Genomic DNA, 21,249 nt, shown 5'->3' with positions numbered 1-21,249 from the left:
GCATGACCGAGACAGCCCGCGACCTTCTTTCCCCCTTGATGATCGAGCAGCAGGAGTTTGCCTACGTCGACCTGCACAAGCTGCTGGATGCCGCGCAGGTCGAGCGCCTGCCGTACTCGATCCGCATCCTCCTGGAGAACGTCGCCCGCTGCTCGCCCGAGGCATTGCCCTCGGTGCTGGCCCGTGCCACCGGCCAGGGCCCGACCTGCGAAGTGCCGTTCCAGCCCAACCGCTTGATGTTCCACGACACCACCTGCCTGCCGGCGCTGGCCGACTTCGCCGGGATGCGCGACGTGGTCGCCGAGCTGGGGGGCGACCCGCAGGCGATGAACCCGCTGATCCCGGCGGTGCTGACCATCGATCACTCGGTGATCGTCGAGCGCTATGCCGAGGCCGATGCGGTGGAGCAGAACCTCGATATCGACTTTCGCCGCAACGGCGAGCGTTACCGCTTTATCAAGTGGGCACAGAAAAGCCTCGACAATTTCGCGGTGATCCCTCCCGGCACCGGCATCATCCACCAGATGAACATGGAAGCGCTGGCCAGGGTGGTCTGGGAAGGCCGCAGCGCCGATGGCCGGCGCCTGCTGCACCCGGACGACATGGTCGCCACCGACAGCCACACCCCGATGATCAATGCCATCGGTGTGCTCGGCTGGGGTGTTGGCGGCCTGGAAGGACAGGCGGCGATGGTCGGCGAGCCGGTGCCGATCAGCTTCCCCGATGTGGTCGGTATCCGTGTGGTCAACGCCTTGCGCCCGGGCGTCACCGCCACCGACCTGGCCCTGCATGTGGCCGAGATCCTGCGCAGGCGCCCGATGGTCGGCAAGTTCGTCGAGTTCACCGGGCCCGGCCTGTCCACCCTGGGCTGGGCCGCGCGCGGCACGGTGTCGAACATGGCGCCGGAATATGGCGCCACCGTGGTGTTCTTCCCATTCGACGACGAGACCCTGAGTTACCTGGAATTGAGCGGCCGTTCGCCGCAACTGCGCCAGCAAGTGGCCGCCTACATGAAAGCCCAGCCGCTATGGCGCCGGGACGATCTGCCGGAGCCGCAGTTCGACGACCTGATCGAACTGGATCTCGCCAGCCTGGAACCGAGCGTTGCCGGGCCGCACCAGCCGCACCAGCGCCAGCCGCTTTCCGCTGCCGGCGCCTCGTTCCGCGAGGAAGTGCTGGGTGGCGAAGGGCTGATTGCAGGTCCCGCTGCCCAGGCGTTCTTCGAGCCGTCCTTCGGCGAGTCCATCAGCCATGGCGCCGTGGTGATGTCGGCAATTACCAGTTGCACCAACACGGCCAACCCGTCGCTGATGATCCAGGCCGGCCTGCTGGCCCGCCGTGCCCGTGAACGGGGGCTGCAACGCAAGCCGTGGGTGAAGACGTCGCTGTCGCCAGGCTCACGGGTGGTCGCCGACTACCTGGCCGAGGCCGGCTTGCTGGACGACTTCTCGGCCCTTGGTTTCGACCTTGCCGGTTTTGGCTGCATGACCTGCATCGGCAACTCCGGCAAGCTCGAAGCGCATGTGGAGGACTTCGCCGAGCAAGGTTTGAAGGGCGTGGTGGTGCTATCCGGCAACCGCAACTTCGAAGGCCGGGTCAACCCGAAGGTGCCTGCCGGTTACCTGGCCTCGCCAGCGCTGTGCGTGGCCTACGCCATCGCCGGGCGTATCGATATCGACCTCACCCGCGATGCCCTGGGCGACGATGCTCAAGGCCGGCCGGTCTATCTGCATGATCTGATGCCGGCGGACGCCGAGGTCGCCGAACAAGTGGCCCGGGTGGTGCGGCCGGAGTATTTCCGGCAGCGCCTGGCCACGGTCTGGGACGGTACTCATCATTGGCAGGCGCTGTCCGCCGAGGGCAGCGTGCAGTTCCCCTGGAGTCCGCAATCCACCTACCTGCGCCGCCCGCAATACCTCGCCGATATCCAGCCCCAGGCACGGGACAGCCTGGCGATTTCCGGCGCGCGGACCCTGATGGTACTGGGCGACAACGTCACCACCGACCACATTTCCCCGGCCGGGGCGATTCCGGCCGATAGCCTGGCCGGACAATGGCTGCTGGCGCGTGGCGAGGATCCTCGGGACCTCAACCAGTACTCGACCCGGCGCAGCAACCACGAGGTCATGTTGCGTGGCGCATTCACCAATAAATCCGTGCACAACCGCCTGCTGGCCGAACAGCCGGGGCAGGGCGCCTGGGCGCGCACGGCGGACGGCATCGATGTGCTGCCGTTGTACGAAGCGGCCAGCAGCTATGCCGGCACGCCACTGGTCGTGTTCGCCGGGATCAACTACGGCGCCGGCTCCAGCCGCGACTGGGCGGCCAAGGCCCAGGCGCTGCTCGGGGTCAAGGCGGTGGTGGCGCGCAGTATCGAGCGGATCCACCGCAGCAACCTGATCGGCATGGGCGTGATCCCGTTGCAGTTCAAGGACGGGCAGTCGGTGGACGACCTGAAGCTGGACGGCAGCGAAGCGCTGGACTTTGTCGGGCTGGATGATCTGCAGGTCGGCGACAACCCGGTGCTGCTGGTGATTCGCCGGGCCGATGGCGAGCGGAACGAGGTGCAGGTCGGGGTGCGGATCGATTCGCTGCAGGAGGTGCGCTACCTGCGCAATGGCGGGGTGCTGCCCTATGTGATCCGCAAGGTCGTGGCCAGGACCAACGTTTCGCGGTGACCCGGATCGCTGGCAAGCCAGCTCCCACAGGGTACTGCGGTGCCTGTGGGAGCTGGCTTGCCAGCGATGAGGCCCTCAAGAACAACAAAGATTCCGGAGTAACCCCATGTTTGCCTACATCGGCTCGCGCACCACCCGCGAACGCAACGCCCGCGGCGACGGCATCAGCGTCTTCGCCGTCGACCCTGACCAGGGCCGCCTTGAGCGCGTTCAGGTCGTCGAGGACCTGGTCAACCCCTCCTTCCTCGCCCTCAACCGCGCCGGCGATCGTCTCTACTGTGTCCACGGCGACCGCAGCGAAGTCAGTGCCTTCATCATCGACAAGGCCAACGGCACGTTGAGCTTCCTCAATCGCCAGTGCTGCGAGGGCAACAACCCGGTGCACCTGGCCCTGGACCCCAGCGAGCGTTTCCTGGTGGTGTCCAACCACCTCAGCGGCACCCTGGCCGTATTGGCGATCGAACCCGATGGCGCCCTCGGCGCGCTGGTGCAACTGCTGGCCCTGCACGGTCCCAGCGGCCCGCACCGGATCGAGCAGCCGTTCGCCAAACCGCATTTCAATCTGTTCGAACCCAGCGGCCGGTTCGTCCTGGTACCGGACAAGGGCCTGGACCGGATCTTCGTGTTCCATTTCGACAACGGCAGGCTGACTCCCACCGAGCAAGGGTTTGTCGTGACCCGTGAAGGCGCCGGGCCCCGGCATGTCGCCGCACACCCGCAGGCGCCGCTGGTGTTCGCCATCAACGAGCTGGACTCCAGCGTCACCAGCTACCGCTTCGATCCTGTGAGCGGAGCGCTGGACCCCGTACAGGTACTTCCGTCGCTGCCATCGACCTACACCGGCAACAGCCGCGCATCGGAAATCGAGGTAAGCGCCGACGGGCGATTCCTCTACGCCTCCAACCGCGGCTACGACAGCATCGCGGTGTTCGCCATCGACACCGCCAGCGGCTGCCTGAGCCCGGTGGAATTCGCCCCGAGCCTGGGCCGCACCCCGCGTTTCTTTGCCCTGACGCCCAACCAGCGCTTCCTCTTCGTTCTCAACGAAGACAGCGACTCCATCGTTTCGCTGGCCGTCGATGCGGCCAGTGGACGGCTACACGACAGCGACTTCTCGATCGCCATCGGCAGCCCGGTGTGCATGGTTTTTTCTGCCTGATCCACCCGGGTTCGCCCCGGTCACTATAAAAACGCACGAGGCAGGCGCAAGCTTGCCCTCCAAGAGGTCATCATGAACAACAACAAGACGCTCGACGAGCACGCCATAGTCCGCAAGATCACCTGGCGGATCATCCCCTTCGTGTTCCTGCTCTACATCGTCTCCTACCTGGACCGGGCCAACATCGGCTACGCCGCGCTGGAGATGAACAAGGAGCTGGCCCTGACCAGCGAGGCCTTCGGCTTCATTTCCGGGATCTTCTTCATCGGCTACTTCCTTTTCGAAGTGCCGAGCAACGTGATGCTCAACAAATACGGGGCGCGGGTATGGATCGCGCGGATCCTGGTGACCTGGGGCCTGATCGCCGCCGGCACTGCCTTCGCCCAGACCGCCAACCAGCTCTATGTGCTGCGCTTCCTCCTGGGCGTGGCCGAGGCCGGGTTCTTCCCGGGGATCATCGTCTACCTGACCTACTGGTTCCGCTCCCGTGAACTGGCGACCACCGTGGCCTTGTTCACCGCGGCGATCCCGGTCAGCTACATCATCGGCGCGCCGCTTTCCACCTGGATCATGGACAACGTCAAGTGGTTCGACTGGAGCGGCTGGCGCTGGATGCTGTTCCTCGAGGGCATCCCGGCGGTGCTGCTGGGCATCGCCTGCTACTTCTTCCTCACCGACAAGCCGGAGCAGGCCCGGTGGCTCAAGCCGGAAGAGAAGCAATGGCTGCTCGCCGAGCTGGAGCGCGACCGCAACAGCCGCAAGAACGTCAAGAGCCTGGGCGTCATGAAGACCATGACCAACCCCAAGGTGCTTTACCTGGCCTTCATCTATTTCGTCTACCAGTGCGGCAGCCTTGGCGTTGGCTACTGGATGCCGCAGATCATCAAGGGTTTTTCCACCAGCCTGAGCCATACCGAGATTGGTCTGATCGCCATGCTGCCGTATATCGTCGCCACCCTCGCCATGGTGGTCTGGTCGCGCAGCTCCGACCGGCGCAACGAGCGCAAGCTGCATTCGGCGATCCCGCTGCTGGTAGCGGCGCTGGGGCTGGTGGGGGCGGGCATGCTGGGGAGTCCGGTACTGTCGATGGCAATGATCTGCGTCGCGCTGTCCGGCCTGTACAGCTTCAAATCACCGTTCTGGGCGCTGCCCACGCTGTTCCTCGACCGTACCACGGCGGCGGTGTCGATCGCGGTGATCAACTCGATCGGCAACCTGGGTGGCTTCGTCGGGCCTTCGATGATCGGCGTGGTCAAGGGCAGCAGCCAGAGTGCGGCGACCGGCTTGCTGTTCCTCAGCGGGCTGCTGGCGATTGCCTTCCTGATGACTGCCTTGATGCGGGTCAGCAACAAGGAGCCGGGTCAGCCTGTGGCGGCATCGGCGCACTGACGACCGCTATCGCTGCGGTGCGGCGGCCGACAAGCCAGCTCCCACACAGACCCTGTGGGAGCTGGCTTGCCAGCGATGAGGCCCTCGAATCCACACTTTCCTTCCTGCCTGGCCCCGATCCCGAGGGCCCCGGCACCCCCATACCTATAAAAAAGACGGATCCCCATCAATGCACAACAAGAACATCCTCAAGACCCTGCTCACCCTGTCCCCCTGCCTGGCCACCGGCACCGCCAGCGCCGCCGGTTTCATCGAGGACAGCAAGGCCAGCCTGCAAACCTCGAACTACTACTTCAACCGCGACTTCCGCGACGGCGCCGGGCAGAGCAAGCGCGAGGAATGGGCCCAGGGCTTCATGCTCGACCTGCGCTCCGGCTACACCCAGGGCACCGTCGGCTTCGGCCTCGACGCCATGGCCATGCTCGGCCTCAAGCTTGACTCAAGCCCGGATCGCACCGGCACCGGCCTGCTGCCAACCCACGATGACGGCCGCGCCGCCGATGAGTTCGGCCGGGTCGCCCTGACTGCCAAGGTGCGGGTGTCGGACACCGAACTGAAGTACGGCACCCTGATCCCCAAACTGCCGACCCTGCAAGCCAACACCGGGCGCCTCCTGCCGCAGACCTTCGATGGCGGCCTGCTGACCAGCAAGGAAATCGAGGGCCTGACCTTCACCGGCGCGCGTTTCGAGCGCATGACCGACCGCGACTCGACCAACGCCGTGGGCCTGACCCTGAACAACAAGAACCGCCGCTTCCGCTCTGCGGCCGATGGCGGTGCCTTGCTGATCGGTGGCGCCGACTATGCGCTGGGCAAGCAGCTCACCCTCGGTTACCAGTACGCCGAGCTTGAAGAGGTCTACCGCCAGCATTTCCTGGGCATGGTGCATACCCTGGCGCTGGGCCCGGGCAAGCTGAAAAGCGACCTGCGCTACCTGCTCAGCGAGGAGGCCGGCGCGGCCCGTGGCGGGCGCATCGACAGCGGTGCGCTGAGTGGCCTGTTCACATACAGCCTCGGCGGCCACGCCTTTGGCCTCGGTTTGCAGAAGATGAACGGCTCGACCTCCATGCCGTTCATCAACGGCACCGACCCGTACCTGGCCAACTACATCCAGATCAATGACTTCGCCGAGCCGGGGAGCGTTCCTGGCAGGTACGTTACGATTATGACTTCGGCGCCATCGGCATTCCCGGGCTGACCTTCATGAGCCGTTATGTGCGCGGCGACCAGGCCGATGCCGCCACGACCAGTGGCGGCGGGCACGAGTGGGAGCGCAACACCGATCTGGGCTATGTGTTCCAGACCGGAGCCTTGAAGAATGTCGGCGTCAAATGGCGCAATGCGGCCTATCGGTCCAGCTTCGCCCGTGGCGCGGACGAGAACCGCCTGATCGTTTCCTATACCTTGCCGATCTGGTAAGCCTTTCGGGCCTCATCGCTGGCAAGCCAGCTCCCACATTGACCGCGTGCACCGCCGGACCTGTGGGAGCTGGCTTGCCAGCGATGAGGCCCGAAAGACCAACATATATTGCCGGAGACACACCAATGCCCCCAGTAACCCCCGCCATCCTCAACGACCTCGCCCCCGACGGCATCCTCCGCGCCGCGATCAACCTCGGCAACCCGGTCCTCGCCCAGCGCGGCCCGGACGGCGAGCCCCAGGGCGTTTCCGTGGCCCTGGCCAGGGCGCTGGCTGAAGAACTGGGCGTCACCCTGGAAATGCGCACCTTCGATGCCGCCGGCAAGGTTTTCGCCGCCCTGGAAGACAATGCCTGGACCGTCGCCTTCCTCGCCATCGAGCCTGTGCGCGAGGCGCAGATCCATTTCAGCGCGCCCTACGTGCTGATCGAAGGCACCTACCTGGTGAAAAAAGACGCGCCGTTCCAGCATGTGGAACAACTCGACCAGCCCGGTTTGCGCCTGGCGGTAGGCGAGGGTGCTGCCTACGATCTGTACCTGAGCCGCACCTTGCAGCACGCGCAACTGGAGCGGGCCGGCACTTCGGCAGGTGCCGTGGACCTGTTTATCGAGCAAAACCTCGACGCTGCGGCCGGTGTGCGCCAGCCGCTGGAGAAGGTCGCCGCCGCCGACTCCCGCTTTCGGGTGCTGAACGGTGCATTTACTGCCATTCGTCAAGCTATGGCAGTGCCGAAAAGGTGCGACAATGGCGCCGTCTTTGTAAGTGACTTTATCCAGCGTTGCTTACGTCAAGACTTCGTCCGTGCCGCTTTGTTGGCGACCGGGCAGCCTGATGTCAGCGCTCCGCGCTGACCGCTCAACCCTTTTTCCCTGATCCTGCAATCCCATTTGAGGTAGCAAGCAAGATGGCCAAGGCCGCCGATGTCGTTGTGCAATGCCTGGAAAACGAAGGTGTCGAGTATGTGTTCGGCATTCCCGGTGAGGAAAACCTCGACCTGCTGGAATCCCTGCGCAAGTCGAAGATCAAGCTGGTGCTGACCCGCCACGAACAGTCCGCAGGCTTCATGGCCGCCACCTATGGCCGCCTGACCGGCAAGACCGGCGTCAGCCTGTCGACCCTCGGTCCTGGCGCGACCAACCTGGTGACCGCTGGCGCCTATGCCTACCTTGGCGGCATGCCGATGCTGATGATCACCGGCCAGAAGCCGATCAAGAAGTCCAAGCAGGGTCGCTTCCAGATCATCGACGTGTGCGGGATGATGGACCCCATCACCAAGTACACCCACCAGTTCGCCTCGGCCGACAACATCCCTTCGCGCATGCGTGAAGCCTTCCGCCTGGCGGAAGAAGAGAAGCCAGGCGCTGTGCACCTGGAACTGCCGGAAGACATCGCTGCCGAGCAGACCGACGTGCTGCCGATCCCGCCAAGCCTGCATCGCCGTCCGCTGGCCGAGCACGTGGCCATCGAGGCTGCCATCGACAAGCTGCGCACCGCGCGCAGCCCGATCCTGGTGATCGGTGCCGGTGCCAACCGCAAGATGACCGCCAAGGTCCTGACCCAACTGATCGAGAAGACCGGCATTCCGTTCGTCACCACCCAGCTGGGCAAGGGCGTGGTCGACGAGCGCAACCCGCGCTTCCTGGGCAACGCAGCGCTGTCCTCCGGTGACTTCGTGCACCGTGCGGTCGAAGCGGCCGACCTGATCATCAACATCGGCCACGACGTGATCGAAAAGCCGCCGTTCTTCATGGTCCGTGGCGGCACCGAGGTCATCCACATCAACTTCCGTTCTGCCGAAGTCGATGCCGTGTACTTCCCGCAGATCGAAGTGATCGGCGATATCGCCAACGCCGTATGGCAGATCGGCGAAGGCCTGGGCGACGTGTCGCACTGGGACTTCACCCGCCTGATGGCGATTCGCGAAGCCAACGAAGCGCAGATCGCCGAAGGCAAGGACGACGACCGCTTCCCGGTGTACCCGCAGCGCCTGGTCGCCGACATCCGTCGCGCCCTGCCGTCCGAAGGCATAGTTGCCCTGGACAACGGCATCTACAAGATCTGGTTCGCCCGCAACTACAAGGCGCACAAGCCCAACACCGTACTGCTCGACAACGCCCTGGCAACCATGGGCGCGGGCCTGCCGTCGGCCATGGCTTCGCACCTGGTGTACCCGGATCGTCCGGTCATCGCCGTGTGCGGCGACGGTGGCTTCATGATGAACAGCCAGGAGCTGGAAACCGCCGTGCGCCTGGGCATGCACGTCACCGTGGTGATCCTGCGCGACGACGGCTACGGCATGATCCGCTGGAAGCAGGCCAACATGGGCTTCACCGACTTCGGCCTGGACTACGGCAACCCGGACTTCGTCAAGTACGCCGAAGCCTACGGTGCCAACGGCCACCGGGTAGAAAGCGCGGCGGGCCTGCTGCCGCTGCTGGAGCACTGCATCAAGACCCCGGGCGTGCACGTGATCGACTGCCCGGTCGACTACAGCGAGAACGATCGCATCCTCAACAGCGAACTGCGTGAGCGCGCCCTGGCCGTTTAAGCTGCTTCGACGTTGAACGCAAACGCCGCTTTCCGGAGTCCGGAAAGCGGCGTTTTTCATTTCATTTAGCGGTGAAGCCAGCGAAGCGCTTGTTGAAGCCCGCCACACGGCCTTCGGTCTTGGCCTTGCGTTCCTGGCCGGTGTAGATCGGGTGGGAGGCACTGGAAACGTCGAGGGTGACGTAGGGATAGGTATTGCCATCGCTGTGGACGTAGGTCTTGTCGGTATCGACAGTGGAGCCGATCAGCCAGAAAGCATTGGCGCTGGTGTCGTGGAACAGGACAGGGCGGTAGGCGGGATGGATGCCGGGTTTCATGAGGGTCTCCAGTTGGTACGATATAAAGTAACAAAATGCTAGTTGATATCGAATCTCATTTCAACCCTGGCTTTACGAGGGTTCTCTCGGGCCTCATCGCTGCGGTGCGGCGGTCCGACAAGCCAGCTCCCACAGTGTCCGCGGCGCTGCTGACCCTGTGGGAGCTGGCTTGCCAGCGATGGGACCGACCCGGTATCAAGCCTGGCTGAACAGCCGGATCTCTGAATCAAGCGTGCCGCGCCTGCAACACCGGCTCGTCGGCACCTGCCGGGCGCGACACCAGTGCCGCGATCGCCGCGAGCAACGACAGCCCGCCGATAAAGCACGCCACTGGAACCCAGTCGTTGCCATCGCTCATCAGCGCGTAGCACAGGCTTGGCGAGAAGCCGGAGATGATGAAGCTCAACTGGGTCGCCAGGCCGACGCCGGTGTAGCGCACGCGGATGCTGAACATCTCGGCGTAGAACGACGGCCACAAGGCGTTCGGTGCGCTGTACAGCACGCCCTTGAGCAGGACGGTGCTGAACAGGATCAGGCCAAGGTTGCCGGTGCTGATCGACCAGAGGAACAGGAATACCCCGGCACAGCAGGCCAGCGAGCCGATGGCGAAGATGCGCTTGCGTCCGATGCGGTCGGCCAGCAGGCCGAACAGCGGCTGGCAGATCAGCGCCACGACCTGGCTGGCGGCGATGGCGCTGAGCATCGATGGACGATCAACGTTTTGGTTGTTGGTCGCCCAGGACAGCCCGAAGATCATCACCAGCGACGACACCGCGCAGATCAGCGCGCAGCTGAACACGGTGAAGAACGCGCGGCGCTCCTTGTTGAACAGCTCGGCCACCGGCAGGCGCCGTGCGGCCGGCTTGCTCGCCTTGAATTCCGGGCTTTCCTCCACGCCGCGGCGGATCAGCCAGGTGATGACCACCATCACCGCACTGAGCAGGAAGGGAATCCGCCAGCCCCAGGCCAGCAGCTGTTCCTGGCTGAGCATGGACAGCGGAATGAACACCGAAGTGGCGAGGATCGAGCCCATGGAAGCGCCATTGATCAGCCAGCTGGTGTAGAAGGTTTTGCTCTTGCCAGGGGCGTGCTCCATGGTCAGCAGGCTGGCACCGACCTGTTCGCCGCCGGCGGAGAAACCTTGCAGCAGGCGGCAGAACACCAGCAATGCTGGGGCCCAGGGGCCGATGCTCGCGTAGGTGGGCAGCAAGCCGATGGCAAAGGTGGCCAGGCCCATCAGCAGCAGGGTCATCATCAGCACCTGCTTGCGTCCTATGCGGTCGCCCAGGTGGCCGCAGACCAGCGCACCGACGGGCCGGGCGATATAGCCAACGCCAAAGGTCGCCAGGGCCGCGAGGGTACCGGCCATCGGGTCGCCGGAGGGGAAGAACAGCGTGCTGAACACCAGTGCCGCAGCCGAGCCGTAGATGAAGAAGTCGTAGTACTCGACAACGCTGCCGAGGAAGCTGCCGAACGCAGCCCGACGCGCCATGCGCCGGTTTTCGGGATGGGGAGTGGTCATAGCGAACCTTTCTTGTAGTTGTGGTGGTCGGGTAAGGCGGGTCTCAGTTGCCGAAGGGCGCCAGCTGGCTGCCGCCGCAGACATGAATGACTTCGGCGGTGATGAAGGCGGCGTCCTCCGAAGCCAGGAAAGCGGTGGTGCCGGCGATGTCCTGCGGGGTGGCCAGGCGCTTGAGCGGGGTGTTGTTGATAGAGCCCCGGGCCATGCGCTCGAAGCTTTCCGCATCGCGGCCATCGAGGGTGAAGGCCGACGGCAGCAGGCCCGGGGCGATGGCGTTGACGGTCACGTTGTCCGGCGCCAGTTCTCGTGCCATGGAGCGGGTCAGGCCGACCAGCCCGGCTTTGCAGGCTACATAGGCAGGCGGCCCACCGGCGACCCAGCAGCGCGAGACGATATTGATCACCCGGCCGCTGGCCTGGGCTTTCCAGTACGGCGCGACTTTCTGGCACAGCAGGGCCGGGCCGCGCAGGTTGACGGCCATCATGTGGTCCCATTGCGCCGGATCGAAATCATGCAGCGAGCCGCGATGATTGACTGCGGCATTGTTCACCACCACATCGATACGTCCGAAGGCGCCGCCGCCCAGCTCCACCAGGGCAGCGATGGAGGCAGCGTCGCCCAGGTCGGCGTGCACGGCGATGGCGCGTTGTCCCTCGGCCAGCGGCAGGCTGTCGACCAGGGTTCGGGCGGCGTCCAGGTTGATATCCGCAGCAATCAGATCGAGGCCGTCGTGGCTCAGGCGCTGGCAGATGGCGCGGCCCAGCTCGCCGGCGGCGCCGGTGACCAGGGCAACACGGCGGGGGATGTGGGGCAGGTTCATTGGCAGGGTACCTCCGGGGTGGAAACAGGGGCGACCGGCGTATCCAGGTCGAGATAGCGGCAGATCAGGTCGCGGTTGCGCAGCATCTTGTGGGCGTCGGGCCAGGTGGTGTCGAAGTCTTCGATCGACAGCCAGTCGGCGAAACCGCGCGCGGCCAGGGTCTGCAGCATGCTGCGCAGGGGCAGCACGCCCTGGTCCGGCGGGCACCATTCCCAGCGCCAGCCCAGGTCGTCGGCCTGGGCCACCCAGGCCACATTTTTCACCTGCACATGGGCCAGGTGCTCGCCCATCAGGTCGAGGGACAGGCGCACATCCTCGCGGCCTTCGATGGCCAGGTTGCCCAGGTCGTAGATGATTCCGAGGTGTTGCGCCGGGTAGTGTTCGGCGATGCGCATGGCCAGGGACGGGCTGGAGCAGATGGTGCGCTGGTGCACCTCCAGCGCCAGGCGTACGCCGGCGGCTTCGGCGCGCGGCAGCAAGCGATCGAGGAAGCGACGCATGCGCATGCTGGCTTCGCTGTAGCGCTCGTTCTCGTAGCCCGGCGCCCACAAGCGCAGGCGGGCATTGCCGGCCAGGGCAGCGAGGTCGATCAGACGCAAGGCCTGCTCCACATCGCCCACTGGCAGGTAGGGGCTCAGGCCGAAGATCTCCAGGCCATTGGCCTGGCATTGCTGGCGGATACGGGCGATGGCCTGCTCGCAGGGGGGCAGCGTGCAGCGGTTGTTACTGCGTGCATCCCAGGCACGACTGGAGTTCAGGTTGTCGATATCGGCGACCCGCCATTCGACGCCCTGGTAACCCAGGCGGGCGAGTTCGTCCACCAGCGCCTCGGGAGCGAGGCTGGGCAGCGAGGCACTGGAAACGCCCAGGCGAGGGCGGGCTTGAGTCATGGCGAGGGAATCCTTGTTGATGATGGAGAGGATGCTAGATGAAGTTGCTGGTTGATTAAATTGATATAAAAGCGCTGCCTGGTTAACTTGCAGGTTGATTAACTTCCGGGCCATTCCAGTGAATCTTTCCACCATCAGCCTGCGCCACTTCCGTGTATTTCTTGCCGTGGTCAGCTCCGGCAGCCTCGCCACCGCCGCGCGCTTGCTGCATATCACCCTGTCGGCGGTTTCCAAGAGCATCAAGGAATTGGAGCAGGAGCTGGGCTCGCAACTGCTGGTGCGCGGGCGCAAGGGCGTGCAGTTGACCCGCGCCGGCGAGGCGTTCCACAAGCACGCGGCGCAGGCCATGGCCAGTTTCCGCATGGCCCTGGATGAGGGGCAGGTGCAGCCCCAGGCGCCGCAGGTGCTGAGGGTCGGCGCCTTGCCGACGGCGGCGGGCTACATGCTGGCCCCGGTGATCGCGCAGATGCGCCAGCGTTTTCCGCAGATCCAGGTGCAGGTGCTGGCCGGTGTCTATGACTTTCTCGTCGGCAAGCTGCGCACCCATGAGCTGGACCTGATCGTCGGACGCCTGATCGGGCGCGACATGCTCGGCGTAGTCTTCGAGGCACTGTACGAAGAAGACCTGCTGCTGGTGGTGCGCAGCGGGCACCCGCTGGCGGCGCGGGAAAGGCTCATGCTGGAGGATTTGCGGCCCTATGTGCTGCTGGTTTCGCCCCAGGGCACGCTGGTGCGGATCAGCGTCGACAACTTCCTGCTGTCCAGTGGCGCGGAGGAAGGGTTTACCATCCAGGAGTCGCTGAGCGAGACGTTTTCACGGGTGTATGTGCAGGACTACGACGGGGTGTGGTTCGTCCAGCGTGGGGTGGTGGATCTGGATCTGCGGCTGGGGATCGTCAAGGCCTTGCCGTTCAGCAGTACCTTGCTCAGGGCGCCGATCGGCCTCACCACACCGACGGACCGGCCGTTGTCGGAAGCGGCGCAGGTGTTTGCGGGGTTGTTGCGGGAGTGGTGTGCCCCTCAGGTTTCAGGGTGATCTTGCGGGCCTCATCGCTGGCAAGCCAGCTCCCACAGGGTACGCGGCGCACTCGGGCCTTGCAGCTGGTCGCCATCCAAAAGTTCATCATTTTTCTCAAGAGCGGCTCGGAACCTGTGGGAGCTGGCTTGCCAGCGATGAGGCCCTTCCAGGCAACACAAGGCTTTCAGGCCTCCATGACGGGCTTCAACAACGCCTGTGCCTCATAAAGCGGCATCAGATACCTCCGCCGCATTTCCTCCAGGCTGATCCTTGAAGCATGGGTGGTGATGGTCAAGGTCGAGCGCAACACTCCATGCCGATCCACCAGCGGTACCCCCAGCACGCGCATGCCCACCTCGAACTCCTGGTCCACCTCGGCATATCCCTGGGCCGCCACACGACGCAGTTCCTCACGCAAGGCCTGCTCATCGACACAGGTATGCGGCGTCAGGCCACGCAGTTCGACCCGGGCGAAATACGCCGCCAGTTCCTCCTCCGCCAAGGACGCCAGCCAGATTCGCCCGCCAGCGGTGCAATACAGCGGCAAGCGCGACCCGGGCCGGATCGATAGCGAGGCGATGTGGCTGTACCGGCTGCGCACGATATGCACGATCTCATCGCCATCGCGGGTGCCCACCGACACATGCTCCTGGGTGGTCCGCGCCACCTGTTCCACCACCGGTCGCAGCATCCTTGGCAGTTGCGCCGAATCCACATAGGCCTGGCCGATGCGCAGCGCCTTGGGTGTCAGCCAGTAGTGACGACCATCGGTTTCGACGAACGCCTCATGCACCAGCGTCAGCAGGAAGCGTCGTGCCGCACTCGGGGTCAGGCCGGACAGGCGCGCCGCCTCGGGCACGCTGAGCTTCGGTTGATCGACGCTGAACAATTGCATCAACGCCAGCCCCTTCTGCAGGCCGACGATCAGGTCACGGGCATGGATCTCGGGCTGGGCCATGGCCTGGCGCTCCGTTGATTTGCTGAAAGACTGCGATTATCGCAGTGCTACAGCGAATAACAACCTAAACGACGATCTGCGCCATTGGCCCTGACGGCGTTGAACCGCACCCTTGCAGCACAACAACACCGACCCTTTGGAGGTCAGCATGCTGCACGGCTCCACCGAACTGGTGGCGATCGTCGGGTCGCCCATCACCCAGGTCAAATCCCCGGAAAACTTCAATCGCTGGTTCCAGGCCAACCGCCAGGACCTGGCGATGTTGCCCATCGATATCCGCGAAGACGCCCTCGACGCCTTTATCGAGACCCTGCGCGGTTGGCAGAACCTGCGCGGTGTGGTGGTCACCGTGCCCTACAAGCAGGTGCTGGCCGGGCGTCTCGATGAGGTGAGCGAGCGGGCGGCGGCACTGGGCACGGTAAACGTGATCCGCCGCCAGGCCGATGGCCGCCTGCTGGGCGATAACGTCGACGGCGAGGGCTTTCTCAATGCGGCCTGCCTCAACGGTTTCCAGGCCCGGGGCAAACGTGCTCTGGTGATCGGTGCCGGCGGCGTAGGCAGCGCCATCGCCTGGTCGCTGTGCCAGGCCGGGGTCGCCTCGCTGGTGCTGGCCGATGCCAGCGCCGCCCGGTGTGAAAGCCTTGCCGGGTTGCTGGGCAAGGCCTTCGCCGAGGTGCCCATCGAGATCGGCTACGAATCGTTGGAAAGCTTCGACCTGCTGGTCAACGCCACCCCGGCAGGCATGGGCGGCACCGGTGAGTTGCCGCTGCCCACGGCGCTGCTGGAAGGCCTGCGTGCCAGCACCTTGGTTGCCGATGTGGTCACTTCGCCGGAGATCACCCCCTTGCTTGCCGCCGCCCGCGAACGCGGTTGCGCGGTCCAGACCGGTGCACAGATGGCCTTCGCCCAGCTTGGCAACCTCGGTCATTTCATGGGCGTCACGCCCCTGCAGTTGTGAGGAGCGGCACGATGAACACAGCAACCCGCTTTCCGTCCGAGGGCGACGCGCGGTTCGACCTGATCGTGCTGGGCAGCGGCGCGGCCGGCTTTGCTGCGGCAGCCACCGCCGCATGCAAGGGCCTCAAGGTACTGATGGTGGAAAAGGCCGGGCAGTTCGGCGGCACCTCGGCGATCTCGGGGGCGCGGTGTGGATACATGGCACCGACCAGGCCCGTGCCGCCGGGGCCGAGGACAGCCCCGAAGCCATGCGCCGCTACCTGCACAAGACCATCGGCCCGGGCTACAACGCCGAACTGGTAGAGGCCTATATCGAGCAGGGGCGGCAAGCGCTGCACTGGCTGGAGGCCAATACCGAGCTCAAGTACGCCCTGCGTCCACTGTCGCCGGATTACTACCCGGACGAGGAGGGCGCCACCGATCGCGGGCGGGCCCTCGAGATTCTGGAGTACGACGGGCGTCGCCTCGGCGCGCATTTCAACGACCTGAAGATGCCGCCGGCGGGGATGCTGCTGTTCGGCGCGATGATGGTCAATCGCGTGGATATCCAGCACTTCCTCAGCTTCCGGCGCTCGCCGCGTTCGTTGCTGCATTGCCTGAAACTGATGGGACGCTATGCCATCGACCGTATCAGCCATCCTCGTGGTACCCGGCTGACCACGGGCAACGCGCTGATCGCCAGGCTGGCGACCAGTGCCTTCGAGCATGGCCTGACCCTGTGGCTGGACAGCCGTACCGAGGAACTGATCGTCGAGAACGGCGTGGTGGTGGGCGCGGTTATCACCCGCGAAAGTCGCCAGCATCGCGTGCTGTCCCGTGGCGGCGTGGTCTGCGCCACCGGTGGTTTCGCCGCCTCGCCGCAAGCGGCGGCACAGCGCCCGGATACCGGCAGCGCCCACCTGAGCATGTCGCCGCCGTCCAACACCGGTGACGGCCTGCGCCTGGCCCAGGCGACCGGCGCGGTACTGGGCCAGGGACTGGCGGCCAACTTCTTCTGGGCGCCTGTCTCCGAAGTCACCCACAAGAACGGCGAGCGCGAACGCTTTCCCCACCTGGTCACCGACCGCGCCAAGCCGGGGGTGATCGCGGTCAACCGCAAGGGCGAGCGTTTCGTCAACGAATCCGACTCCTACCACCATTTCGTCCAGCGCATGTTCGCCACGGGCAGCACGCCGTGCTGGCTGATCTGCGATGCCCAGGCCCTGGACAAGTACGGCCTGGGCCTGGCCCGGCCCAAGCCGGTGGACAACCAGGCGTTGATCGACGCCGGCTACCTGCTGCGTGCCGACAGTGCCGAGCAACTGGCGGCACGGGTCGGTATCGATCCCCAAGGCTTGCGCCGCACCCTGGACAGCTACAACCACGATGCCCGCGACGGCCTGGACCGCGCCTTCGGCAAGGGCGGCAATAGCTACAACCGCTACATGGGCGATCCCGGACACCAGCCGAACCCGTGCAACGCGCCGTTGCTACAGGCGCCCTGGTACGCGATCCGCCTGCACACCGGTGACCTCGGCTCGGCCCGTGGCCTGGTCACCGACGGCCGGGCACGGGTACTGGATGCCAGCGGCACGCCGATCCCCGGCCTGTACGCCGCTGGCAACGACATGAATTCGCTGATGGACGGCACCTACCCGGGGCCGGGCATCACCCTTGGCCCCGGCCTGACCTTCGGCTGGCTCGCCGCCTGCGACGCCGCCGAACGGCTCGCCCACACCCCTTCGCTCACCCTGGAGAAATGACCATGTACTACGAACTGCGCACCTATACCCTCAGCCCGACCCGCATGGCCGACTGGCTGGCGCTGTACCAGAGCGATGCCCTGGCGGTGCAGACCGAGCACCTCGGCCAGTTGGTGGGTTTCTTCACCACCGAATTCGGCGAGGCCAACCAGGTGGTGCATATCTGGGCCTATGAAAGCCTCGACGATCGCAGCGCACGTCGCGCGAGGATGGCCGCCGATCCGCGCTGGGCCGAGTTCGGACGCAAGAACAAGGAATTGGGCGCCGTGCTGAAACTGGAGTCGCGGCTGCTGCGGCCCACCGGTTTTTCGCCGCTCAAATGAGTTCGCAACCGATGCAGACGCTGGAATGCGATGTGCTGGTGATCGGCTCGGGAGCCTCGGGACTGGCGGCGGCGGTGACTGCGGCCAGTCATGGCCTGAGCGTGATTGTCGCGGAGAAAAGCCGTTGGCTGGGCGGTACCAGTGCCTGGTCCGGTGGCTGGTTGTGGGTGCCGCGCAATCCGCTGGGGCGGGTCGAGACCGACGATGCGCCGGAGCGGTATCTGCTGGCCCAGATGCATGGATCCTCGTTGAGCGAGCAGCAGCGGGTGTACCTGCAGCGCGGTGCGGAGATGGTCGAATTCTTCCACAACCATACCGCGGTGCAGTTCTACCCGGGCAGTGCCATGCCGGATATGCGTGATGGCGAGGGCTCGGCTTCAGGTGGCCGCTCGCTGTGCGCGCAGCCCTTCGACGGTCGCCGGCTGGGACGGTGGATCGAGCACCTGCGGCCGCCGCTGGATATCGTCAGCCTGTTCGGCATGGGCATCGCCGGCGGTGCCGACATGGGCGCGTTCTTCAATGTTCGCCGTTCGTTCAAGGCCGCTTGGCATGTGGGCACGCGTTTGGGGCGACATGGCCTGGACCTGCTGCTTCACCGGCGCGGCATGTACCTGGTCAATGGCAATGCCCTGGTGGCGCGGCTGTTGCGCAGTGCGTTGGACCGGGAGGTGCAGTTGCTGACGCAAAGCCCGGTGCTGGGGCTGCTGCGCGACGGCGAGCGGGTGAGCGGGGCGCAACTGGACGGTCGCCGCGTACTCGCCCGGCGCGGGTGGTGCTCGCCTGTGGCGGCTTCGCCCATGATCCACAGCGCCTGGCGCAACGTATCGAGCATCGACACTACTGCGCCGCACCGCTGGACAACAGCGGTGATGGCCTGCGGCTTGGGGAAGGCGTGGGCGGCCTGGTTGGTGACGATCTTGCCCACGACGCGGCCTGGGCACCGGTTTCGCTGGTACCTCGGCGCAACGGGCCGCCAGGGCGATTTCCTCACCTGGTGGATCGCGGCAAACCGGGCTTCATCGCGGTGGGCGCGGATGCCCGGCGATTCACCAACGAGGCCGACTGTTATCACGACTTCATGAACCACTTGTTCGCGCGCACGCCGCCAGGGCAGGAACCCGAGGCCTGGATGATCTGCGACCACCAGGCGCAGCGCCGCTTCGGCATCGGCTGGGCCAAGCCATGGCCGTTCCCGCTGGGGTATTACCGGCGTTGCGGCTACCTGCGCGAGGGGCGGGATGCACGGGAGCTGGCCGCGCGCTGCGGGCTGGACCCGCTGCAGTTGCAGGCAACCCTAGAGCGTTTCAACCAGCATGCGCGGCTGGGCAACGACCCGGATTTCGGGCGAGGGCAGTCGGCGTACAACCGGGCCTCGGGAGATCCCTCGAACAGTCCGAATCCGTCGTTACGGCCATTGCACGGGCGCCTGTATGCGGTAAGGCTGGTGGCGGGCAGCCTCGGCACCTTCGCCGGGCTGAAGACCGATGCGGCGGCGCGGGTGCTGGACCGGAACGGGCAAGTGATTCCGGGACTGCACGCGGTGGGCAACGACATGAACAGCATCATGGGCGGTTATTACCCCAGTGGCGGGATCACCCTGGGGCCTGGGATGGTGTTCGGGTATCTGGCGGGGTTGGCGCTGGCTTCATGATGTTCTGGTGATTTTCAGGGCCTCATCGCTGGCAAGCCAGCTCCCACAGGTTCCGAGCCGCTCTTGAGAAAATTGGTGAGCCTTGGGATGGTGACCAGCTACAAGGCCCGAGTGCCAACGATGGGGCCCTGAAGACCCACAACACATCATCGGATAGACTGCTGACCCCCCAGTCGCAGACGGACACCTGCAATGCTCCAGGACGGACTCGCCCACCTTGCCACTTACCTCGTGCACATCACCCCCGGCCTGATCCTATGCCTGCTGTGGTTCGCGCTCACCCCGAAAGCCCAGGCCGGCCTGCGCATCGCCATCCTGCTGCTGACCTTCATCCTCCTGCGCGATGCCATGACGCCCACCGGTCTGTGGGCGCTGGACGGCCAGGTGCGCATCGGCTTCATCGACAATCCGCTGGTGCTCGCTGCGCTGGGGCTGATGTCGTTGGGACTGATCGCGGTCTTGCAGCAACTGGCGCCGGAGCTACTGGCATTGGTCGTCTGGCGCAAGGGCCATCTCGCCACGGGGCTGGCCCTCGGGCTGTTGGCTGGTTGTGCCATCGGTCTTCCGTTGCGCCTGTATCAGGGCGGCGGGTTCAGCGGTTTCAACCTCTGGTTCGGTGGCTTGCTGCTGCTTGCCTATGGCGGCAATGCACTTGAAGAAGTGCTGTTCCGCGGGGTATTGCAGGGCTATTTGGAACAGCATGCCTCGCCGCTGCGGGCCGCGCTGGGCAGTGCGCTGGCCTTTGCCGCCTGTCATGTGTTTCTCGCGTTCACCGTCACCCAGGCGGGCTGGCCGGTGTTGGTGTTCACGCTGCTGTAGGGTGTGGCCTGCGCCTTGATCAGGCTGCGCTATGGTGTGATTCTGGCAATCGCTGCCCATGGCACGGCAATCCTGCTGATCGCACAGCCTTTCTAAAGGCAAGCCCGCAACCACCCCATGAACGACCGGGTCAACGGACTCTTCTCACTGTCCTGATGCACCAGGCAAACCCAACTGACACCCGCTACCCGCTGCTCGCTCAGCGGTTGCAGCAAGCCTTTCTCCAGCGCCCGCGCGGCCAGCAGCTGGCTGACCAGCGCCACCCCATGCCCCTCGCACGCTGCATCCAGCAACAAGCCCGGATCGGAAAAATTCAGCCCGTGGGTGCGCTGCCCGACATCCTCGCCGCCCTGCACCGACCAGCGACTCCAGTCCATCTCCCGTTCGCCGTGCAGGGTGGTGCGCCGTGCTGCCGGTTGGTCGATCAGCCCGGGGTGGCAGGCCGGGTAGAGCCGATCTTCCAGCAGGACTTCATAGCTGCATCCGGCCTGCTGCTCCAGGTCGTCCCGCAGGCACAGGTCCACCGTCTGGCTGGACATGTCCGGTGTTTCGTAGGTGGTGAACAGCCACAGGTCCACCTGCGGATGCAGCCGATGGAAATCCCCCAGGCGCGGCAGCAGCCAGTGCCGGGCGAACGCCGGGGTGGTGTTGACCACCAGTTGGTTGGGCTTGCGGTATTGGTCGAGGCGGCGAATCCCCACCGACAACTGTTGCAGCATGGCCTGGGTGGTGCTGTGCAGGTCGTGCCCGGCATCGGTGAGGCTGACGCTGCGCCCGCTGCGGTGGAACAGCGGCTGCTCGAGAAAGGTTTCCAGGCTGCGGATCTGCTGGCTGATGGCCGATTGGGTCAGGTGCAGTTCCTCCGCCGCCTGGTGAAAGCTGCCCAGGCGCGCGGCGGCTTCGAAGCCGCGCAGGGCGTTCAGGGGTGGCCAGTGTTTGAGCATGATTGATAAGTCCTGCTAATCAGTTGTCGGCTAAATCCATCGTTTGTTGCTGCTCAGTCTGCGCCATAGCATGACATTCATTCCGCAACAGCGGAT

Annotated in this window: 14 protein-coding genes and 4 pseudogenes; 12 read left to right on the top strand and 6 right to left on the bottom strand. The window is 65.2% G+C overall.

The window, feature by feature from the left end; all coding sequences use genetic code 11:
- Window positions 1–2 precede the first annotated feature (2 nt).
- The 6 genes and pseudogenes from acnA to CSV86_RS13100 all read left to right on the top strand — a co-directional run bounded on the left by acnA (window position 3) and on the right by CSV86_RS13100 (window position 9,193).
- Window positions 3–2,678, top strand: a complete 2,676-nt coding sequence (gene acnA, locus CSV86_RS13125; RefSeq protein ID WP_037060878.1) for an aconitate hydratase AcnA — start codon at window positions 3–5, stop codon at window positions 2,676–2,678.
- Window positions 2,679–2,784: 106 nt separating this feature from the next.
- Complete coding sequence (locus CSV86_RS13120; RefSeq protein WP_009401598.1) at window positions 2,785–3,837, top strand: lactonase family protein; 1,053 nt, start codon at window positions 2,785–2,787, stop codon at window positions 3,835–3,837.
- Between the two features lie 72 nt (window positions 3,838–3,909).
- Window positions 3,910–5,226: an MFS transporter gene (locus tag CSV86_RS13115; protein WP_009401597.1), complete on the top strand. Its 1,317-nt coding sequence runs from the start codon at window positions 3,910–3,912 to the stop codon at window positions 5,224–5,226.
- A 169-nt stretch (window positions 5,227–5,395) separates the two neighbouring features.
- Window positions 5,396–6,645 (top strand): annotated as a pseudogene (locus tag CSV86_RS13110) (OprD family porin).
- Between the two features lie 125 nt (window positions 6,646–6,770).
- Window positions 6,771–7,496, top strand: a complete 726-nt coding sequence (locus CSV86_RS13105) for a transporter substrate-binding domain-containing protein (protein WP_009401595.1) — start codon at window positions 6,771–6,773, stop codon at window positions 7,494–7,496.
- A 53-nt stretch (window positions 7,497–7,549) separates the two neighbouring features.
- The gene (locus CSV86_RS13100; protein WP_009401593.1) at window positions 7,550–9,193 is read left to right on the top strand and encodes an acetolactate synthase large subunit; all 1,644 of its coding nucleotides are present in this window, start codon (window positions 7,550–7,552) and stop codon (window positions 9,191–9,193) included.
- Window positions 9,194–9,254: 61 nt separating this feature from the next.
- Here the strand turns inward: CSV86_RS13100 and CSV86_RS13095 are convergent, their stop codons facing one another.
- From CSV86_RS13095 to CSV86_RS13080, 4 genes are all read right to left on the bottom strand, one after another.
- Window positions 9,255–9,509, bottom strand: coding sequence for a type B 50S ribosomal protein L31 (locus CSV86_RS13095; RefSeq protein WP_009401592.1), 255 nt, complete (start codon window positions 9,507–9,509; stop codon window positions 9,255–9,257).
- 226 nt (window positions 9,510–9,735) lie between these two features.
- Window positions 9,736–11,031, bottom strand: a complete 1,296-nt coding sequence (locus CSV86_RS13090; RefSeq protein ID WP_009401591.1) for an MFS transporter — start codon at window positions 11,029–11,031, stop codon at window positions 9,736–9,738.
- Window positions 11,032–11,074: 43 nt separating this feature from the next.
- Window positions 11,075–11,851 (bottom strand): SDR family NAD(P)-dependent oxidoreductase, encoded by a 777-nt coding sequence (locus CSV86_RS13085; protein WP_009401590.1) that lies wholly within the window; start codon window positions 11,849–11,851, stop codon window positions 11,075–11,077.
- On the bottom strand, window positions 11,848–12,741 hold the full coding sequence (locus CSV86_RS13080; RefSeq protein ID WP_009401589.1) for a sugar phosphate isomerase/epimerase family protein: 894 nt from the start codon (window positions 12,739–12,741) through the stop codon (window positions 11,848–11,850). Before CSV86_RS13080 ends, CSV86_RS13085 begins: the two co-directional genes overlap by 4 nt.
- A gap of 118 nt (window positions 12,742–12,859) precedes the next feature.
- Between CSV86_RS13080 and CSV86_RS13075 the strand changes: the two genes are divergently transcribed.
- Window positions 12,860–13,777, top strand: coding sequence for a LysR substrate-binding domain-containing protein (locus CSV86_RS13075; RefSeq protein WP_009401588.1), 918 nt, complete (start codon window positions 12,860–12,862; stop codon window positions 13,775–13,777).
- A gap of 166 nt (window positions 13,778–13,943) precedes the next feature.
- Here CSV86_RS13075 and CSV86_RS13070 read toward each other — a convergent pair whose 3' ends face one another.
- Window positions 13,944–14,717 (bottom strand): IclR family transcriptional regulator domain-containing protein, encoded by a 774-nt coding sequence (locus CSV86_RS13070; RefSeq protein ID WP_009401587.1) that lies wholly within the window; start codon window positions 14,715–14,717, stop codon window positions 13,944–13,946.
- 148 nt (window positions 14,718–14,865) lie between these two features.
- Between CSV86_RS13070 and CSV86_RS13065 the strand changes: the two genes are divergently transcribed.
- The 5 genes and pseudogenes from CSV86_RS13065 (at window position 14,866) to CSV86_RS13045 (ending at window position 20,305) form a co-directional block, all read left to right on the top strand.
- Window positions 14,866–15,675 (top strand): shikimate dehydrogenase family protein, encoded by an 810-nt coding sequence (locus CSV86_RS13065; RefSeq protein ID WP_037060872.1) that lies wholly within the window; start codon window positions 14,866–14,868, stop codon window positions 15,673–15,675.
- Window positions 15,676–15,686: 11 nt separating this feature from the next.
- Window positions 15,687–17,416 (top strand): annotated as a pseudogene (locus tag CSV86_RS13060) (FAD-dependent oxidoreductase).
- A gap of 2 nt (window positions 17,417–17,418) precedes the next feature.
- Window positions 17,419–17,739: an NIPSNAP family protein gene (locus CSV86_RS13055; protein WP_037060827.1), complete on the top strand. Its 321-nt coding sequence runs from the start codon at window positions 17,419–17,421 to the stop codon at window positions 17,737–17,739.
- A pseudogene (locus CSV86_RS13050) lies at window positions 17,736–19,390 on the top strand (FAD-dependent oxidoreductase). The gene CSV86_RS13055 and the pseudogene CSV86_RS13050 overlap by 4 nt, the downstream one beginning before the upstream one ends.
- 192 nt (window positions 19,391–19,582) lie before the next feature.
- Window positions 19,583–20,305: pseudogene (locus CSV86_RS13045) on the top strand (CPBP family intramembrane glutamic endopeptidase).
- Here the strand turns inward: CSV86_RS13045 and CSV86_RS13040 are convergent.
- Window positions 20,302–21,153, bottom strand: coding sequence for a LysR substrate-binding domain-containing protein (locus CSV86_RS13040; protein WP_009401579.1), 852 nt, complete (start codon window positions 21,151–21,153; stop codon window positions 20,302–20,304). The pseudogene CSV86_RS13045 and the gene CSV86_RS13040 sit on opposite strands and share 4 nt — an antisense overlap.
- Between the last annotated feature and the right edge of the window lie 96 nt (window positions 21,154–21,249).

The organism is Pseudomonas bharatica CSV86, from assembly GCF_000319305.2.
Taxonomy (GTDB): domain Bacteria; phylum Pseudomonadota; class Gammaproteobacteria; order Pseudomonadales; family Pseudomonadaceae; genus Aquipseudomonas; species Aquipseudomonas bharatica.
This window is presented reverse-complemented; position numbering and strand designations above follow the sequence as displayed.

Excerpts from the sequence above, each read along its gene's own strand:
- acnA (WP_037060878.1), top strand. The coding sequence starts at position 3 with ATGACCGAGACAGCCCGCGACCTTCTTTCCCCCTTGATGATCGAGCAG.
- CSV86_RS13120 (WP_009401598.1), top strand. The coding sequence starts at position 2,785 with ATGTTTGCCTACATCGGCTCGCGCACCACCCGCGAACGCAACGCCCGC.
- CSV86_RS13115 (WP_009401597.1), top strand. The coding sequence starts at position 3,910 with ATGAACAACAACAAGACGCTCGACGAGCACGCCATAGTCCGCAAGATC.
- CSV86_RS13105 (WP_009401595.1), top strand. The coding sequence starts at position 6,771 with ATGCCCCCAGTAACCCCCGCCATCCTCAACGACCTCGCCCCCGACGGC.
- CSV86_RS13100 (WP_009401593.1), top strand. The coding sequence starts at position 7,550 with ATGGCCAAGGCCGCCGATGTCGTTGTGCAATGCCTGGAAAACGAAGGT.
- CSV86_RS13095 (WP_009401592.1), bottom strand. The coding sequence starts at position 9,509 with ATGAAACCCGGCATCCATCCCGCCTACCGCCCTGTCCTGTTCCACGAC.
- CSV86_RS13090 (WP_009401591.1), bottom strand. The coding sequence starts at position 11,031 with ATGACCACTCCCCATCCCGAAAACCGGCGCATGGCGCGTCGGGCTGCG.
- CSV86_RS13085 (WP_009401590.1), bottom strand. The coding sequence starts at position 11,851 with ATGAACCTGCCCCACATCCCCCGCCGTGTTGCCCTGGTCACCGGCGCC.
- CSV86_RS13080 (WP_009401589.1), bottom strand. The coding sequence starts at position 12,741 with ATGACTCAAGCCCGCCCTCGCCTGGGCGTTTCCAGTGCCTCGCTGCCC.
- CSV86_RS13070 (WP_009401587.1), bottom strand. The coding sequence starts at position 14,717 with ATGGCCCAGCCCGAGATCCATGCCCGTGACCTGATCGTCGGCCTGCAG.
- CSV86_RS13065 (WP_037060872.1), top strand. The coding sequence starts at position 14,866 with ATGCTGCACGGCTCCACCGAACTGGTGGCGATCGTCGGGTCGCCCATC.
- CSV86_RS13055 (WP_037060827.1), top strand. The coding sequence starts at position 17,419 with ATGTACTACGAACTGCGCACCTATACCCTCAGCCCGACCCGCATGGCC.
- CSV86_RS13040 (WP_009401579.1), bottom strand. The coding sequence starts at position 21,153 with ATGCTCAAACACTGGCCACCCCTGAACGCCCTGCGCGGCTTCGAAGCC.